General features: G+C 65.5%; 18 protein-coding genes. 4 read left to right on the forward strand and 14 right to left on the reverse strand.

Annotation, left to right across the window (positions count from 1 at the left end; translation table 11 throughout):
• Positions 1–4: 4 nt before the first annotated feature.
• From phnK to phnG, 5 genes are read right to left on the reverse strand one after another with little or no spacing between them, the layout of a single operon-like run.
• On the reverse strand, positions 5–796 hold the full coding sequence (gene phnK, locus AB7532_RS32560; RefSeq protein ID WP_441238749.1) for a phosphonate C-P lyase system protein PhnK: 792 nt from the start codon (positions 794–796) through the stop codon (positions 5–7).
• Entirely contained in the window at positions 789–1,679 is an 891-nt protein-coding gene (locus tag AB7532_RS32565; RefSeq protein WP_441238750.1) for an alpha-D-ribose 1-methylphosphonate 5-phosphate C-P-lyase PhnJ, read from the reverse strand. Before AB7532_RS32565 ends, phnK begins: the two co-directional genes overlap by 8 nt.
• The gene (locus AB7532_RS32570; protein WP_441238751.1) at positions 1,676–2,779 is read right to left on the reverse strand and encodes a carbon-phosphorus lyase complex subunit PhnI; all 1,104 of its coding nucleotides are present in this window, start codon (positions 2,777–2,779) and stop codon (positions 1,676–1,678) included. Before AB7532_RS32570 ends, AB7532_RS32565 begins: the two co-directional genes overlap by 4 nt.
• 3 nt (positions 2,780–2,782) lie before the next feature.
• Positions 2,783–3,391 carry a phosphonate C-P lyase system protein PhnH gene (gene phnH / locus AB7532_RS32575; protein WP_441238752.1) on the reverse strand — a complete coding sequence of 203 codons (609 nt, stop codon included), beginning with the start codon at positions 3,389–3,391 and terminating at the stop codon, positions 2,783–2,785.
• Positions 3,392–3,395: 4 nt separating this feature from the next.
• A complete protein-coding gene (gene phnG, locus AB7532_RS32580; protein WP_441239401.1) occupies positions 3,396–3,860 on the reverse strand; it encodes a phosphonate C-P lyase system protein PhnG in 465 nt (154 codons plus the stop codon).
• A gap of 118 nt (positions 3,861–3,978) precedes the next feature.
• On the opposite strand from phnG, the gene phnF reads away from it, so the two are divergent.
• Positions 3,979–4,707, forward strand: a complete 729-nt coding sequence (gene phnF / locus AB7532_RS32585) for a phosphonate metabolism transcriptional regulator PhnF (RefSeq protein ID WP_441238753.1) — start codon at positions 3,979–3,981, stop codon at positions 4,705–4,707.
• A gap of 125 nt (positions 4,708–4,832) precedes the next feature.
• On the opposite strand, the gene phnE (AB7532_RS32590) is transcribed toward phnF, so the two are convergent.
• From phnE (AB7532_RS32590) to phnC, 4 genes are all read right to left on the reverse strand, one after another.
• Positions 4,833–5,648, reverse strand: coding sequence for a phosphonate ABC transporter, permease protein PhnE (phnE, locus tag AB7532_RS32590; RefSeq protein ID WP_441239402.1), 816 nt, complete (start codon positions 5,646–5,648; stop codon positions 4,833–4,835).
• 26 nt (positions 5,649–5,674) lie between these two features.
• Positions 5,675–6,559 carry a phosphonate ABC transporter, permease protein PhnE gene (gene phnE / locus AB7532_RS32595; RefSeq protein ID WP_441238754.1) on the reverse strand — a complete coding sequence of 295 codons (885 nt, stop codon included), beginning with the start codon at positions 6,557–6,559 and terminating at the stop codon, positions 5,675–5,677.
• 89 nt (positions 6,560–6,648) lie between these two features.
• The gene (phnD, locus tag AB7532_RS32600) at positions 6,649–7,584 is read right to left on the reverse strand and encodes a phosphonate ABC transporter substrate-binding protein (protein WP_441238755.1); all 936 of its coding nucleotides are present in this window, start codon (positions 7,582–7,584) and stop codon (positions 6,649–6,651) included.
• A gap of 65 nt (positions 7,585–7,649) precedes the next feature.
• Complete coding sequence (gene phnC, locus AB7532_RS32605; protein ID WP_441238756.1) at positions 7,650–8,459, reverse strand: phosphonate ABC transporter ATP-binding protein; 810 nt, start codon at positions 8,457–8,459, stop codon at positions 7,650–7,652.
• A 173-nt stretch (positions 8,460–8,632) separates the two neighbouring features.
• On the opposite strand from phnC, the gene AB7532_RS32610 reads away from it, so the two are divergent.
• Genes AB7532_RS32610 through AB7532_RS32620 form a run of 3 tightly spaced genes read left to right on the forward strand, consistent with a single transcriptional unit; the run spans position 8,633 to position 11,199 of the window.
• Complete coding sequence (locus AB7532_RS32610) at positions 8,633–9,292, forward strand: chloramphenicol acetyltransferase (protein ID WP_441238757.1); 660 nt, start codon at positions 8,633–8,635, stop codon at positions 9,290–9,292.
• Entirely contained in the window at positions 9,289–10,482 is a 1,194-nt protein-coding gene (locus AB7532_RS32615; RefSeq protein ID WP_441238758.1) for an alpha-D-ribose 1-methylphosphonate 5-triphosphate diphosphatase, read from the forward strand. Before AB7532_RS32610 ends, AB7532_RS32615 begins: the two co-directional genes overlap by 4 nt.
• Positions 10,483–10,500: 18 nt before the next feature.
• Positions 10,501–11,199 carry a DUF1045 domain-containing protein gene (locus AB7532_RS32620; protein WP_441238759.1) on the forward strand — a complete coding sequence of 233 codons (699 nt, stop codon included), beginning with the start codon at positions 10,501–10,503 and terminating at the stop codon, positions 11,197–11,199.
• A gap of 216 nt (positions 11,200–11,415) precedes the next feature.
• On the opposite strand, the gene AB7532_RS32625 is transcribed toward AB7532_RS32620, so the two are convergent.
• The 5 genes from AB7532_RS32625 to AB7532_RS32645 form a co-directional block, all read right to left on the reverse strand.
• Complete coding sequence (locus AB7532_RS32625) at positions 11,416–12,354, reverse strand: dihydrodipicolinate synthase family protein (protein WP_441238760.1); 939 nt, start codon at positions 12,352–12,354, stop codon at positions 11,416–11,418.
• 123 nt (positions 12,355–12,477) lie between these two features.
• Positions 12,478–14,559: a methyl-accepting chemotaxis protein gene (locus AB7532_RS32630; protein ID WP_441238761.1), complete on the reverse strand. Its 2,082-nt coding sequence runs from the start codon at positions 14,557–14,559 to the stop codon at positions 12,478–12,480.
• Positions 14,560–14,679: 120 nt separating this feature from the next.
• Positions 14,680–15,450: an enoyl-CoA hydratase gene (locus AB7532_RS32635; protein ID WP_441238762.1), complete on the reverse strand. Its 771-nt coding sequence runs from the start codon at positions 15,448–15,450 to the stop codon at positions 14,680–14,682.
• A 12-nt stretch (positions 15,451–15,462) separates the two neighbouring features.
• Positions 15,463–15,924 carry a MarR family winged helix-turn-helix transcriptional regulator gene (locus AB7532_RS32640; RefSeq protein ID WP_441238763.1) on the reverse strand — a complete coding sequence of 154 codons (462 nt, stop codon included), beginning with the start codon at positions 15,922–15,924 and terminating at the stop codon, positions 15,463–15,465.
• Between the two features lie 44 nt (positions 15,925–15,968).
• Positions 15,969–16,619: a TetR/AcrR family transcriptional regulator gene (locus AB7532_RS32645; RefSeq protein ID WP_441238764.1), complete on the reverse strand. Its 651-nt coding sequence runs from the start codon at positions 16,617–16,619 to the stop codon at positions 15,969–15,971.
• Positions 16,620–16,657 lie beyond the last annotated feature (38 nt).

The following is a 16,657-nucleotide window of genomic DNA, read 5'->3' on the forward strand; positions in this document are numbered from 1 at the left end:
AAGCTCATGGCGGCAGAATCGAAGAGACGAGGAGTTGCGTATAGGGCTCGCGGGGATCGTCGAGCACCTGGTCGGTGAGACCGGTCTCGATGACGCGGCCGCCCTTCATCACCATCACACGGTGCGACAGGAGGCGCGCAACGGCGAGATCGTGGGTGACGATGATGACGGCGAGGTGCAGCTCGGCGACGAGGCTGCGCACGAGGTCGAGCAGGCGCGCCTGCACGGAGACATCGAGGCCGCCGGTCGGCTCGTCCATGAACACCAGGCGCGGTTCGGTGACGAGATTGCGCGCGATCTGGAGACGCTGGCGCATGCCGCCGGAATAAGTACGCGGTGCATCGTCGATGCGGGCGACATCGATCTCGACGCGGCCAAGCCAGTCCGACGCGGTGTCGCGAATGCGGCCATAGTGATTCCAGCCCACCGCCATCAGCCGCTCGCCGACATTGGCGCCGGCCGAGACCGCCATGCGCAGGCCCTGTGCGGGATCCTGGTGCACATAGCCCCAGTCGGTGCGGTACAGAAAGCGGCGCTCGGCTTCGCCCAGCGTGGTGAGATCGCGGGTGATTCCGTCGCGCATCCGGTAGGATACATGGCCGGCGCTCGGCGTGAGCTGGCCCGACAGCATTTGCAAGAGCGTCGACTTGCCCGAGCCGGATTCACCGACGATCGCCAGCACTTCGCCGGGATAGAGCGCGAAGGAGACGTCGCGGCACGCGGCGATGCGGCCATAGGACTTGCTGAGAGAGTTAGCGACCAGCAAAGGCTGGTCGTTTTCCAGAGCATCAGCCATGTGAGCCCGCCTTTTCCTTGTACGGCGCGGCGCTGAGGCTGCCGTGATGGCCGGCGGCCTGACGGCCTTCGCAATAGTCGGTGTCCGAGCAGACGAACATCCGCCCGCCCTTGTCGTCGGTGACGATCTCGTCGAGATAGGAATTCTCGGCCGCGCACAATGCGCAGGGCGCGTTGAAGCGGTACGGCTCGAACGGATGGTCCTCGAAATCGAGCGACACCACCTGCGTGTAGGGCGGGATCGCATAGATGCGCTTCTCTCGGCCGGCGCCGAACAATTGCAGCGCCGGGCAATTGTCCATCTTGGGATTGTCGAATTTCGGCGTCGGCGACGGGTCCATCACGTAACGCGCATTCACCTTCACCGGATAGGCGTAGGCGGTCGCGATGTGGCCGAAGCGGGCGATGTCCTCGTAGAGCTTCACATGCATCAGGCCGTATTCGGCCAGCGCATGCATGCGCCGCGTCTCGGTCTCGCGAGGCTCGAGGAAACGCAAGGGCTCCGGAATCGGCACCTGATAGACCAGCACCTGGTTCGCGTGCAGCGAGGTCTCCGGAATGCGGTGACGGGTCTGGATCACGGTCGCGTCAATCGTCGCCGTGGTCGTGGCGACGCCGGCGGTCTTGGCGAAGAATTTGCGGATCGAGATCGCGTTGGTGGTGTCGTCCGAGCCCTGGTCGATCACCTTCAGCACGTCCTGCGGGCCGAGGATCGCGGCCGTGACCTGCACGCCGCCGGTGCCCCAGCCATAGGGCATCGGCATTTCGCGGCTGGCGAACGGCACCTGGTAGCCGGGGATCGCGATCGCCTTGAGGATCGCGCGGCGGATCATCCGCTTGGTCTGTTCGTCGAGATAGGCGAAATTGTAGGCGGGCGCGTTCATTCCGCGGCCTCCTTCATGGCATCGGGCGCATTGGCCTCGGCAAATTCCTTGCGCAGCTTGCGGAGCAGACCGAGCTCGGACTGGAAGTCGACATAATGCGGCAGCTTCAGATGCTCGACGAAGCCGGTCGCCTGGACATTGTCCGAATGCGACATCACGAACTCTTCATCTTGCGCGGGGGCCACGGCGTCTTCTCCGAGCTCGCGAGCCCGCAGCGCGCGATCGACCAGCGCCATCGACATGGTCTTGCGCTCGCTCTGGCCGAAGGCGAGGCCATAGCCGCGGGTAAAGCACGGCGCTTCGGTCGCCGAGCCCTTGAACTGGTTGACCATCTGGCACTCGGTCAGCTCGATGGCGCCGAGCGGCACGGCGAAGCCGACGTCCTCCGCGGAGAATTCGACTTCGACCTCGCCGAAGCGGATCTCGCCGACGAAGGGATGATTGCGGCCATAGCCGCGCTGGGTGGAATAGCCCATCGCAAGCAGGAAGCCCTCGTCGCCGCGCGCGAGATTTTGCAGGCGCAGGTCACGGTCCGCCGGAAAATTCAGCGGCTCGCGGGTGAGATCGCCGACGCCGGCGCCGTCTTCGGCCTGCGGCGAGGACTCGATCAGCCCGTCACGACCGAGAATGTCGGTCACACGCGGCGTCGGCGCCGTCGAAGCCTCGGCCGTTGCCGGCACTTCCGGCACGAAGCCTTCGGCCAGCGAGGGATCGAGCAAGCGATGCGTATAGTCGAAGGTCGGCCCGAGGATCTGGCCGCCGGGAATGTCCTTGAAGGTCGCGGACACCCGCCGCTGCACCCGCATCGCACCGGTGTTGACCGGCTCGCTCGCGCCGAAACGCGGCAGGGTGGCGCGGAAGGCGCGGACCAGGAAGATCGCCTCGATCAGATCGCCGCGGGCCTGCTTGATCGCCAGCGCCGCGAGCTCGCGATCATAGAGCGAGCCTTCGCTCATGACGCGGTCGACGGCAAGCCCGAGCTGCTCCGTGATCTGGTCGAGCGAGACCTCCGGAACGCTCTGGTCGCCGCGCCTGGCATTGGCGAGCAGGCGATGGGCGTTCTCGATGGCGCGTTCGCCGCCTTTGACTGCGACATACATGCTTCAGCTTTCCTTGCTCACGACACGCGTGGTGCGGGGGATCGCGACCACGGCGTCATCGGCGACCAGCACCACATCGATGCCGCGCGGAAACAGCGGATCGTTCATGCGCAGGCGCTCGAACAGGTCGAACGGCTTGATCGAGGCCTGAAGCGTCGCGACACCGTCGATGCCGGGGCCGCGCAGCTCGAAGCTGCGGCCGCTGTCGAGGCTCTCGACCTGAAGGATCACCGTGGTCGATCGGTCCGGATATTCGTTGGTGCCGAGCGCGAAGCGTTCGAGCGCCGGAAGCAGGGCGCCGTCGCTGATCAGCGCGAAGCTCGCGATCGAGGAGTCCGGCACGACCGGCGCACCGGTGTGGAACTTCAGCCATTTCACGACCTCGGAGCTGTCCGACATGCGCGCATCGAGCCATAGCGGCGTGTCGTGGTCGAACAGCGTCAGCGCGATCGCGGCGGTGCCGCGCATCATGGGGCCGGCCGTTCCCGCCATCGGCACGATGCGCTGGACCGAGCCCGGTCGCGCCATCGCGTCCATGACGGAACGAAAGGTCGATTGCGCCGACAACACCTTATCGACGAAGCCCGGGGGCAGTTCGGCAATCGTGGTCATGACCTCACCCCTCACCGCGCACCATGGTGTAGAAATCAACCTTCGTCGCGGCGGTCTCGGCCGCCGCCTGCTTGCGCTGAACCGTCAGCTGTTCGCGCAACGGCGCGATAACATCGCGCTCCACCGCATCGCCGAAATCCCGCGACTGCACCAGCGCGTCGCACAGCGCGATCAGACGGGCCTTTTCACCGTCACGCCCGAGCGTGTAGCCGAAACCGACCTCGCCGCTCGCGAGCCGCACCGCCGCGCGCGACACCGTCGCTTCGCCGAGATTGAACGGCGCGCCGTCGCCGCCGACCCGACCGCGCAGCATGACGAGACCGTTTTCCGGCGCGCGCAGATCCTGGTGGACGGGAAGCGCGAAGTTGCGGAGGCGGGCGGCGATCTCGCCCGCCTCCGCATGCGCCAGCACCGCCATTGCGGCCTGGCGCTGGGCTTGCTGATTGTTGTGCTGGGTCACCAAATCCACCGAGCCTTCTGCAGAACTTGCCGAATCCAAGTTGTCTATGATACTAGACAACTTGATACGCAAACGCCATGACTGTTTCGTGACAAAGGTGTGATTTCTGGAGTAGGTTGCCGGCGACATGAGCATGCAGGACACCGCCTCCTCGGGCGTCGCGCTGTGGCGCCTCGTTGCCGACGGCATCGAGCGCGGCATTGCCGACGGCCGCTTTGCGGCCGGCGACAAATTGCCGGGCGAGATGGAGATCGCCGAAACCTATCGGGTGAACCGCCACACCGTGCGGCGCGCGCTGGCCGCGCTTGCCGAGCGCGGCATCGTGCGCGCCGAGCGCGGCAGCGGAACCTATGTCGAAGCGCAGAAGCTCGCCTATCCCTTGCGCTCGCGCACGCGCTTCTCCGAGATCGTCGGTGCCGACGGCCGCGAGCCGCATGGGCGGATGATCGAGGCCTCCGATGACGTCGCGACCCGTGAGCTGGCGCGGGAACTCGGCTTGAAAACCGGCGCGCCGCTGGTACGGATCGAGGCGATCCGCCTCGCCGACCGCACGCCGATCTGCGTTTCCACCACCTGGATGTCGGCCGAACTGTTTCCGGGCGCCGGCGAGGTATTCGCCGCGACGCGCTCAATGACGAAGCTGCTCGAACATTACGGCGTCCGCGACTACCGCCGCGGCGCGACAAGGATCACGGCCGGCATCGTGGATGCGACCGACGCGGCACGGCTGGATCTTCCGCTCGGACGGCCGATCCTGGTGGTCGACGCCACCGACCACGATCTCGCAGGCAAGCCGCTGATGACGAAGCATTCGCGATTCGCGGCGGAGCGGGTGGAGTTTTTGGTGGAGTCGTAGGGACTCTCTCCCCGATACCGGAGCCGTAGGGTGGGCAAAGGCGCGACAGCGCCGTGCCCACGATCTTTCTCGATCATTGAAAATGGTGGGCACGCTGCGCTTTGCCCACCCTACGGCACCGGTGCTCAGGCCACAGCCCTTCGCCCGATAATCGCAAACCGCAGCTTGCTCGAAATGAAATCGATCGCGGCGACCGCGACCAGAATCATCAGAATGAGGAACGATACCTTCTGCCATTCCAGCACGCGGATCTGCTCGGCGAGCTGGAGGCCGATGCCGCCGGCTCCGACGATGCCGATGATGGTGGCCGAGCGGGTATTGGATTCGATGAAATAGAGCACCTGGCCGGCAATGACGGGCAGGACCTGCGGCAAGAGGCCGAAGCGGATCTCGTGCAACGGGCTGCCACCGGAAGCGCGGATGCCCTCGACCTGCTTCTGGTCGGCGCCCTCGATCGCCTCCGAGAACAATTTTCCGAAGGCGCCGAAATCGGAGACGGCAATGGCGAGCACGCCGGCGAACGGGCCGAGGCCAACGACGTTGATCCAGACCAGCGCCCAGATCAGCGTATCGACGCCGCGAATCGAATCCAGGAAACGCCGTACGGGGAAGCGCAGAATCTGCGAAGGGATGACGTTGCGCGCGGCCAGCAGGCTGACCGGGAGCGCGAACACCGCGGCCAATGTCGTGCCGAGCAGCGCGATCGAGAGCGTCTCGCCCAGCGCCTTCAGATAGATCGGCAGCGACGAGCCGGGATCCGGCGGAATCATCATCATGCTGATCCAGCCGAGCTGGCTCAGCCCTGCAAAGAACCGCGACGGCGAGAAGTCGAGATCGACGAGGCCGTAGACCAGGATCGCGAACGCCGCGACGATCATCGCCGGCATCGCGAGCCGCGCCGAGGCCGGACGGTCGAACACATCCGGGTAGCGCGCGCGCATCTGCGCGGGATCGACCTCCTGCGGCGTCACGTCCGCGCCTCCTTCCCGAACAGGCGGCCGCGCAGCCAGCCGGTGCTGATGTCGATGATGAAGACCGTGATGATGATGGTAAGCAGGATCGCGCTGACGTCCGAATAATAGAACTTGCGGATGGCGACGACGAGCTCCTGCCCGATGCCGCCGGCACCGACGAAGCCCATCACGGACGCTTCGCGGACGTTGATCTCGAAGCGCAGCAGCGCGTAGCTGGCATAGCCCGCGGTCACCTGCGGCACGATGGCAAAGCGCATGCACGAAAGCCAGCTCGCGCCGGTCGAGCGGATGCCTTCGACCGGCTTCATGTCGGCGTTCTCGACGATTTCCGAGAACAGCTTTCCGAGCGCGCCGGTCGAGTGGATCGCGATCGCGAGCACGCCGGCCATCGGCCCGAGGCCGAAGGCGATCACGAAGATCAGCGCGAAGACGATGCCGGGCACGGTGCGGGCGAATTCGAGCAGGCGCCGCACCACGAAGCGCAGCCAGGGCGAGGGCGAGGTGTTTTCGGCCGCAAAGAAATTCAAGGCAAAGGCCAGGGTCGCGCCGATCAGCGTGCCGACATAGGAGATCAGCAGCGTCTCGCCGAGCATCTTCAGCCATTTGCGCCAGCCCCACAGCCATTCGCCGACATCGGTCCAGACCCGCTGACCGGTGTCGAGCGTGAGGATGCGGTCGAAATAGCTGATGAAATTGCCGAAATGCTTGAAGAGCGTGGGCAAATTCACTTCCGCGCCGACCGCGGCGAGAAGCAGCGCGGCGGCGAACACCGCGGCGCCGAACAGCAGGCGCCATCGCCTGCGCGCGACCGCCTGGCAATATGCGGCGTTGAGCACGGCGAGCTGATGCTCGGGGAGGATCGAAACCGCGACGGTCATCTGGTCAGGGAAAGTGACGGGTCAAAAGGGAAGTCCAAAGAGAAAGAGCCGGGTCCATCGACCCGGCTCAAGTAGCTCGTCCCGAAAGCTCAGGACGCCTTCTTCTTACGCAATGCATCGACGAACTTGATCAGCTCGATCGTGCCATCCCAATCCTTGGTGGCGGCGGAATGAAAGCCCTTCTTCTGGCCATCCTGAAGGCGATCGAAGGCTACCTTGTCCTTGGCCGGCGCATCGAAGAACGCCTTCGTGATCGCCGCCTTGGCGTCGTCCGGCAGGTCGGAGTTATAGGCATAGGGGCCGTTGATGATCGCCGCCGACTTGTGGATGATGCGGAAATCGTCCTTCTTCATCGCCGAGCCGTCGGCATTCTTCAGCATGTTCTTGGTCAGCATCTGCGCCAGCGTGGAATCATCGTCGCTGGTCCACTGATTGGCGGCGACGTCAACCGTGCCCTGCGACAGCGCGAGGATCGCGTTTTCGTGGCTGCCGGTGAAGACGACCTTGCCGAAATAGCTGTCGGCGTCGGCGATGCCCATCTTGTCGAGCTCGAAGCGCGGCACGTTGTTGCCGGAGGTCGAGTTCGGATCGACGAGGCCGAGGTTCTTGCCCTTGAGCTGGTCGATGCTCTTGTAGGCGCTGTTCGCCTTGACGAAGAACACCGAATAGTAGCCGGTCGAGCCGTCGGCATTGATGTCGTTGGCAAAGGCGTCGGTCTTGACGCCGGTCAGGCGGGCGCGGGCGAACGAGGCCGAGCCGTAGCTGGCGATATGGATGTTGCCGGCGCGCTGGCCCTCGATGACCGCCGCATAGTCGTTGGCGATGCGGAGCGTGACCTTCACACCCAATTCCTTGGAGAGATAGCTCATGAACGGCGCCCAGCGCTCGGTGACGCCGGAGGCGTTCTCGGCCGGGACGACCGCGAAGGTCAGCTCGGGATATTTGGCTTTCCAGTCTTCGGCGGACGCGGAAGCGGTGAACGCAAGCGCGGCGGCGCCGGCAAGAATGACTCTGCGAGTGATCATGATACCCTCTTCATCGGTTGGGGTCGGTTGACGCAAAACTGGCAACGAAACAGATGCGGCACGGCTCAGGCGGCCGCGGCTGTTCCAAGCGCCGGAACGCCCTCGGGCGCCGGTGCAGAATGGCCGCCCATGACGTCGGCGGCTTCGAGATCGTAGAGCTCGCGCGCGACATGGTCGGTCAACTCAACCGGCGCGCCGTCGAACACCACGCGCCCCTGCGCCATGCCGATCAGCCGGTCGCAATAGGTGCGCGCGAGATCGAGCGAATGCAGGTTGCACAGCACGGTGATCCCGAAATGCTTGTTGATGCGCAGCAGCGCATCCATGACGATCTTGGTGTTGCGCGGATCGAGCGAGGCGATCGGCTCGTCGGCCAGGATGATGTCGGGCTGCTGCACCAGCGCGCGGGCGATCGCCACGCGCTGCTGCTGGCCGCCGGAAAGCTGGTCGGCACGCTGGGCGGCGAGCGAGGCGATGTCGAACTGCTCGAGCGCCGACATCGCCAGCGCCTTGTCCTGCTCGGGCCAGGTCTGCGTCAGCGAGCGCCAGGCGGGCATCGTCGCGAGGCGTCCCATCAGGACGTTGGTGAGAACGTCGAGCCGGCCGACCAGGTTGAACTGCTGGAAGATCATGGCCGAACGTGCCCGCCACTGCCGCAGCTCCTTGCCGCGCAGCGCGGTGACGTCGAGACCGTCGAACAGGATGCGGCCCTGCGTCGGCGTCGCCAGGCGATTGATCATGCGCAACATGGTCGACTTGCCGGCGCCGGAGCGCCCGATCACACCGACGAAGCCGCCGGGGGAAACTTGAAACGAAGCGTCGTCCACCGCGGCTTTTGCGCCGAAGCGGCACGTCAGACCTTCAACCACCAGCATGCAGGGCTCCAGAGTAGCTGGGACCCACCGCTAGCGCTCGCAGTTGACACTTGTGTGACACGCGCGTTGCGGTGCGGCGATCCAACACACCTCATCCCCTGTCATCGCCGCGTCATGACATTGTCATCGGGCCACTCGAAGAGGTACGCCCGCCCTAATAATACGGACGTAACATGGCCGGAAAGGCGCTCTCGGTTCAACCGACCATCGACACGTCCGCCAAGCTGCATGAGACCAGGCTCGGTGCCTATACCGAAGTCGGCGCGCGCACGATCCTGAACGAAGTCACGATGGGCGATTACTCCTACGTGGTGAACGATGCGCAGATCACCTACACGACCATCGGAAAGTTTTGCTCGATTGCGGCGATGACCCGCATCAACCCGGGCAACCATCCGATGCAACGCGCGACCCAGGCGCACTTCACTTACCGTTCCAGCGCCTACTTCCCCGGCGAGAGCGACGGCGCGGAATTCTTCGACTGGCGGCGCCAGCATCATGTCCATATCGGCCATGATGTCTGGATCGGCCATGGTGCGGTCGTGCTGCCGGGCCGCAACATCGGCACCGGCGCAGTGATCGCAGCCGGCGCCATCGTCACTAAGGACGTGCCGGCCTACACCATCGTCGCCGGCAATCCGGCGCGGATCGTGCGGCGGCGGTTTTCCGAGGAGGTCGCCGACCGGCTGGCTCGGCTTGCCTGGTGGGACTGGGATCACGACAAATTGCGTGAAGCCTTGCCCCATTTCCGCAAGCTCGGGATTGAAGATTTCCTCGCGACATATGAAGCACGGACAAGCTCCACACCCAGCAAGAAAAGCGCGGTCGCGTGACAGACATATTCCTTGAAGGCGGCCGGGCTCTGATCGGCGCCGAGCTGGTCGAGACTTCCCTGTCCGTATCCGGAACAGACGTTGCAGAGATCGATGTCTCTCGCAGCCGTGCGCGGCTGGCGATCGATGCGCGCGGCCTGCTTGTCCTGCCCGGCATCGTCGATCTCCATGGCGACGCCTTCGAGCGACAGATGATGCCGCGCGCCGGCGTCGATTTCCCGATCGACGTCGCGCTCGCCGACAGCGACCGGCAGGCGATCAGCAACGGCATCACCACCGTGTTTCACGCCACGACCTGCTCGTGGGAGCCGGGCCTGCGCAGCGCCGAAAACGCGCGCGGCCTGATGGAAGCAATCGAGCGGCAGCGTCCGCAATTCGCCGCCGACACCCGCTTCCATCTGCGCCACGAGACCTACAATCTCGACGCCGAGGCCGAGATCGGCCAGTGGCTGGCCGAGGGTCGCGTCGATCTGTTCGCCTTCAACGACCACATGGACGGCACCGTCGCCGACATGGCCAAGCCGCGGAAGCGCAACCGCATGGTGGAGCGCACCGGCCTGTCGAGCGAGGCGTTCGACGAACTGGTCGGGCACATCGTGTCGCGGGCTGCCGATGTGCCGGCTTCGGTGTCGCGGCTCGGCGCCGTGGCCCGCGCCGCGGGGGTACGGATGCTCTCGCATGACGATGCCACGCCGGCAATGCGTCAGGCGTTTCGCACCCTAGGTGCTGACATCGCGGAATTTCCGATCAACGAGGAGACGGCGCGCGCTGCCGCAACCGCCGGCGATGCCATCGTCTACGGCGCGCCCAACGTGGTGCGCGGCGGCAGCCACACCGGCTGGACCAAAGCGTCCGACATGATCGCCAAAGGACTCTGCTCGGTTCTGGCATCGGACTATTACTATCCGGCACAGCTCCTCGCGGCCTTCCGCCTCGCCGCCGACGGCGTGCTGCCGCTGCCGAAAGCCTGGGACCTGGTCTCTGCCGGCCCGGCCCGCGCAACCGGCCTCACCGATCGCGGCCTCATCGCGGCAGGACGGCGCGCCGACATCCTGCTGGTCGACGACGCGGTGCCGATGCGGCCGCGGCTCGTCGCCGTGATATCAGGCGGCAAGCTCGTGCATCTCACCGATGCGACCCGGCTGCTGACCGCTATGGCGACGCCGCGCGAGACTGTCGTCGCGGCATAAATTGGCTATGCTGAGGCAATGACAGGTTTTCCACGCTACGCGATCTATTTCGCCGCAGGCGCCGATAGCGCCCTCTCCCGCTTCGGCGCCGCCCTGCTCGGCTACGATGCCTATACCGGTGACGAGCAGCCGTTTCCGCGGGAAGCTTTGGATGTCGCGCCCGACTGGCGCGACATCACCACCGACCCCCGCAAATACGGCTTTCACGGCACGCTGAAGGCGCCGATGACGCTCGCGCCCGACAGGACCGAGATCGAGCTTATGGCCGCCTGCGCGGCATTCGCCGGCAAGGCGCGGACGATCCCGGCGATCCGCCCGGTCGTGGACTCCATCAGCGGGTTCATTGCCGTCATTCCGGCCGAGCCGGTCGATGCGCTTCGAGACCTCGCCGCCGATTGCGTCCGCGATTTCGACACTTTTCGACCCGCCCTGACGGCCGAAGACCGCGCGCGGCGCAAGCCGGAGAAGCTGAGCGAACGACAGCGCGACTATCTCGACCGCTGGGGCTACCCGTACGTGATGGAAGAATTCCGCTTCCACATGACGCTCACGGGGCGGCTCGATGCGGAGCTGCGCGGGCCGATTCTGGAGATGTTGCGGGGAAGGTTTGCGACATTGAAGGTCGATACGCTCGAGATCGATCGCATCGCATTGTTCAGGCAGGATGATGCGAAGGCGAGATTTCGCATTGTCGGCGAGTGGAAGCTGACCGGATAGCCTCCACAAACTCCGTCATTGCGAGCGCAGCGAAGCAATCCAGACTGTCGCCGCGGAAACAGTCTGGATTGCTTCGTCGCTCCGCTCCTCGCAATGACGGCGGAGCTTTTAGGGTGGGCAAAGGCGCGAAGCGCCGTGCCCACCATCTCTATCGGTCGCAAAAAGTGCGTGGGCACGCTCCGCTTTGCCCACCCTACGATAGCCGAGTGTGTCGCCCTACTTCCCCCACCGCAACGCGAGCGCATCGCGCTCCTTGGCCAGCTCAAGCAATCCCGCCCGCGTCGCGGGATGCAGCGGTTGCAACGGATGGCGCACGGCGTCCGATTTGATCACTCCACCGGCCTGCATCATCGCCTTGCAGGCGATCAGGCCGCATTGGCGGTTCTCGTAATTGATCAGCGGCAGCCAGCGCTCATAGGCGGCCTTCGCCTCCTCGCGCTTGCCGGCGAAATAGGGATCGATGATCTGGCGGATACCGTCGGGATAGCCGCCGCCGGTCATGGCGCCGGTAGCGCCGGCATCGAGATCGGCGAGCAGCGTGATCGCTTCCTCGCCGTCCCACGGACCCTCGATATCCTTGCCGCCGGCCTCGATCAGGCTGCGGAGCTTTGAAGCCGCGCCCGGCACCTCGATCTTGAAGTAGCGGATGTTGGCGAACTCGCGCGCCAGCCGCGCGAGCAGCTCGACCGACAGTGGCGTGCCCGCAACCGGAGCGTCCTGGATCATGATGGGGATCGAGATCGCGCCCGAGAGCACCTTGAAAAACTCGACGACGCCTTTCTCCGGCACACGAAAGGTCGCGCCGTGATAGGGCGGCATCACCATGACCATGGCCGCACCGGCCGCTTCGGCCTGCTGGCTGCGCGCGGCGCAGACGGCGGAGCTGAAATGGGTGGTGGTGACGATCACGGGAACCCGGCCCGCGACATGCTCCAGCACCGCATGCATCACGGTTTCGCGCTCGGCATCGGTGAGCACGAACTGCTCGGAGAAATTGGCGAGGATGCAGAGGCCGTGCGAGCCGGCGTCGATCATGAAATCGATGCAGCGGCGCTGGCCCTCGAGATCGAGCTCACCGCGCTCGTCGAAGATGGTGGGCGCGACCGGGAACACGCCGCGATAGGGGCGCTGGGCCTTGTGTGGGGTGACCGGCATCGAACTCTCCATCCCTGATATGTCTTACGTCTGTTGCTGCGATCGCACAGCGGCACAGATGTACTCGCCGCGCGGACCGGCGGCAATGCCCGCGCGACGTCAGGATGGAAGGAGCAAGCGAGGTTACGCGGTCTTCACCGCGCCGAGGAAGCCCTCGACCGCAACGCGAAGACGATCGGCATCGGCGGACATCTTCTTCACGGATTCGGACAGCACCGTCCCGGCATTGCCGGTTTCCTGGTTGAGCTTCGCGACGCTGCCGATGGTGTCGGTGACTTCGCGGGTGCCCTGGGCTGCCTGCTGGAAGTTGCGCGAGATCTCGGTGGTGGCCGCGCGCTGCTGCTCGACGGCAGCCGCAATCGCCGTCATCTTCTCGTCGATGCCGCTGATGGCGCCGCCGATCGCGCGGATCGCGCTCACGGCCTGGCCGGTCGCGCCCTGGATTTCCTCGACCTGGCGCGAGATTTCTTCCGTTGCGGTCGCGGTCTGCGCCGCGAGGCTCTTGACCTCGCCGGCGACCACGGCAAAGCCGCGGCCCGCCTCGCCCGCACGCGCGGCCTCGATGGTGGCGTTCAGCGCCAGCAGGTTGGTTTGGCCGGCGATGGCGTGGATCATTTTCACGACGTCGCTGATTCGGCTTGCGGTCTGGTCGAGGATCTCGACCGTGGCGTTGGTCCGCTCGGCCTGCGAGACGGCCTCACGCGCTTCTTGCGCGCTGGACTGCACCTGCGCGGAGATCTCGCCGACGGATGCGGACAGCTCTTCGGTCGCGGCCGCGATGGTCTCGAGATTGTTGGTGGCCTGCTCCGCCGAGTTGGACACCGCTGCGGTCTGACTGCTCGATTCCGACACCAGCGTTCGCACGTCGGTCGCGGTCGCATCGAGCTCTCTCGCCGACGCAGCGACGCTCTGGATCACCGCCTGCACGGTGTCGTCAAAACTGCGGCAGGCATCGTCCACGGTGCCGGAGCGGGCGAGTTGCAGCGCTTGCTGCGACTCTCGTTCCTGGCCCAGGCGCTCGGCGGTTGCCGCACTCTCGCGCAGACTCTCGAGCGCGGCAGCCATGGTGCCGAACTCGTCGGGATAACGGGATTGCGGCACCGGCGTCGCGTAGTCGCGCGCGCCGATCCGCGCGATGGCGTCGAGAATGGCGCGGACCGGGCGCATCAGGCGATTGCGCACCACGTACACGCCGGCCATGGTCACAGAGAGGGCCAGCAGGAATGCCAGCGACTGCACCACGAGATTGGTAAGCGCCTTGTCCTGAACCGTCTCCGCGCGGGCGATCGACTGGTCCAGCGCCATGTTCGCGACCGCGACGATGGACGCGAACGGCGACTGGCACAGCGTGTTCCACTCCGAGGCGGGCATCGCGGGCTTGCCACTGCCGTCGAAATTCTTGGTGACTTCGCCGATCTGCTTGAGAACGCCATCGGTCTTGGCCTTCGCGTCCGTCGCTGCCGTCACCAGCGCCGCCGTCACTTCGGGCGCGGCCAGCAACTCGGCCATGCCGGCCCAGCCGGAGGTGATGGTGCCGTCCCATTGCGCCACGGAACGCTTCTGGGTGTCGTCGAGCGGCTTGCTGGTGTTGACGTTCGAGCGAAGCGACGAGCAATGGATTCCATAACGGTCGCGCACCTGCCAGGCGAAGCGGCGGACCTGGATCATGCGGGCAATGTAGGGATCGTTCGTCCAGGCGCGGTTCGACACCGCGGTGGAGGCGAGGTTCGCGGTGTCGATGACCTTGGTGACGGCATCGTACCAGGAATTGGTTCGCTCGATCTTGCGCTCGGCGCGCGGGCGCTTGGCTTCGTCGTAGAACAATTGGAATTGCGGCGCCGCGTCGTTCCAGCGCTGCTTCAACGTGCCGGCGAGTTCGTCGCGGCGGGCGAATTCGATGGTGGCAAGCGCAGCGCTGATCCCGTCATAACCGCCCTGCTCGGCCTTCTCCGCCGCTTCGAGCTTGGCGCGCGGATCGTCCTCGCCGAGGATCGCGCTCTGGGCATCGCCGCGATTGTTGCGCAGCGCCAGCACGCCATGGAAGATCGCCTTGTCGGCGGCGGCAAGCCGTGCGGTCTCGAGACTGTCGCTGTAGCGGCCGAATGCGCCGAACATCTGAAACGCGGTCGAGGCCAGCGCACCGACGGCCAGCAGGGCCATCAAGGTCAGGAGGAGCGAGCTTACCGATTTCTTAAACATGGACATGAGCGAGGGAGCCTGCATTGTACTGCCGGCTACCCTGCATCGCGACATGCCAAGGATCGGTTAAGGTTTTAGTCAAATTGCCGGGAGTTCCCGGCCCGACGAAGCTTTCCGCTAGCGAAATCAGGCAAGTTTGGTGAAATCCGCCGGGCGGCGCTCGGCGAACGCCGTGAACGCCTCGCGGGCCTCGGCGGTGCGCAGGCGCTGTCCGAACTGCTCGCCTTCCGCAGTCATCTGCGCGACCAGCGCTTCGCCATTGCGCATCAGTTTCTTGGTGGCAGTGAGTGCGCCGGCCGGCTGGCGGGCAAGACGTTGCGCCAGGGCGAGCGCCTCGGCATCGAGCTTGTCCAGCGCCACCACGCGGTTGGCGAGGCCCCAGTCCAGCGCGGACCTGGCCGGTATGATCTCACCCAGCGCGAACATCTCGTAGGCCCGGGCATGGCCGATGCGCGCCGGCATCAGAAGGCTGGAGGCGGCTTCCGGCACCAATGCGAGGCTGACAAAGGGCGTCGACAATTGCGCATTGTCGGCGAGCACGACGAGGTCGCAGTGAAGAAGCATCGTGGTGCCGACGCCGACGGCGCGACCCTGCACGGCGGCAACCAGCGGCCGGGTGCAGCGGGCCAGCGACTGGATGAAGCGCACGACGTTGCGGCTGCCTTCCGACTTGCCGGCGGCGACGGCCGCGAACTCGCCGACATCGTTGCCGGCGGTGAACATGTCGCCTTCGCCGCGGATCAGGATCACGCGGGCGGACGGATCGAATTCGGCGGATTCGATGGTGTCGGCGAGCTTGCCGTACATCGCATCGGTCAGCGCGTTCTTCTTGTCGGGACGCGCCAGGGTCAGCGTGAGAATTCCGCTATTGTTCTCGATGCGGACATGCTCGGTCATGGGTCTCTCCTTTTAGTCCTCTGAATCTCTCGTTGGGTCTCTTGGAAACTTGTTCTGAATGCTCGTCAGCCAACGCGCGACGACATCGATCTCCGCACTGGTAAATCCGTCCGTCAGCGCCGCATTGATCCCGGCCGCATCGGCCTTCGCCTGCGCCAGCGCAGTGCGCCCCTTCGATGTCAGCCACACGCGCCAGGCGCGCCCGTCCTCGCGATCGGCCCTCCGCTCGACCAGCTTTGCAACCGCCGTGCGATCGACGAGACCGGAAATGCCGGCCGGCCCCATGTCGAGCGCCGCGCCTGCCTCACCCATCAGGACGCCGTCCTGCTTGCCGAGAATGAACAACAGCCCTGCCTGCGCCGGCGTCACTTCGCTCGAGGGCTGCGCGGCCATCCAGCGCTGCAAGCGCCGCTGCGCCACGCTCAACAGGTAAATGAGCCGATGATGCGTCGCTGCGGCGGCTTTATTTCGCATGCGAAGCATTTAGTCGAGACAGGGAAGGTTGTCAAACGGGGCCGCTAGGACGATTTGGCGCGGCAGCCGTCGAGGAACAGCGCGGCGCAGGTCTGCACCCGCCGCTCGATCTGCTTGCGCGACGGCAGCGGCTTGCCGCCATAGATCGCCGCACGCTGCGGCGCCGATGCAACCATGCCGACCAGCATGCCGGCGACCTCATCGGCATCGTCGATGGCGATGCGCTTGCGCTTGACCTGAAGGCGCAGCCAGCCGGCAAGTGCCTTGGCGGTGCGCGCGATGCCGTTGTTGTAGAAATTGGCGGCAAGCTCGGGAAACGTGGCGGATTGCTGGAGCACCATGCGCTGCAACGCCACGACTTCCGGATCGAGCGCGAGATCGGCGCAGGCGATCAGCGCGGCGCGCAGGCCGGTTTCGATATCAACCTCGTCGCTGGCCTGCAGATCGACGGCCGAGAGCAGGCGCTCCAGCCTGTCCGCGCACATCGCCTCGAACAGCGCGGCCTTGCCGGGGAACAAACGATACAAGGTCTTGGTCGAAATACCGGCGCCGCGCGCGAGCTCCTCGGTGCTGGTCGCGGCATAGCCTTCGACCGCGAACGTATGCCGCGCGGCGTCGAGGACGATACGCGTCGTCTCCTCGTCGCTGCGCACCGGCGGCCGCCCGCGGCGGCGGACGTCGCCGTCCAATTTCATCTGAGCCATGCTTTTAAATGACGCCTGTCATTCCATTG

The organism is Bradyrhizobium sp. 930_D9_N1_4 (assembly GCF_052076015.1).
Classification (GTDB): Bacteria; Pseudomonadota; Alphaproteobacteria; order Rhizobiales; family Xanthobacteraceae; genus Bradyrhizobium.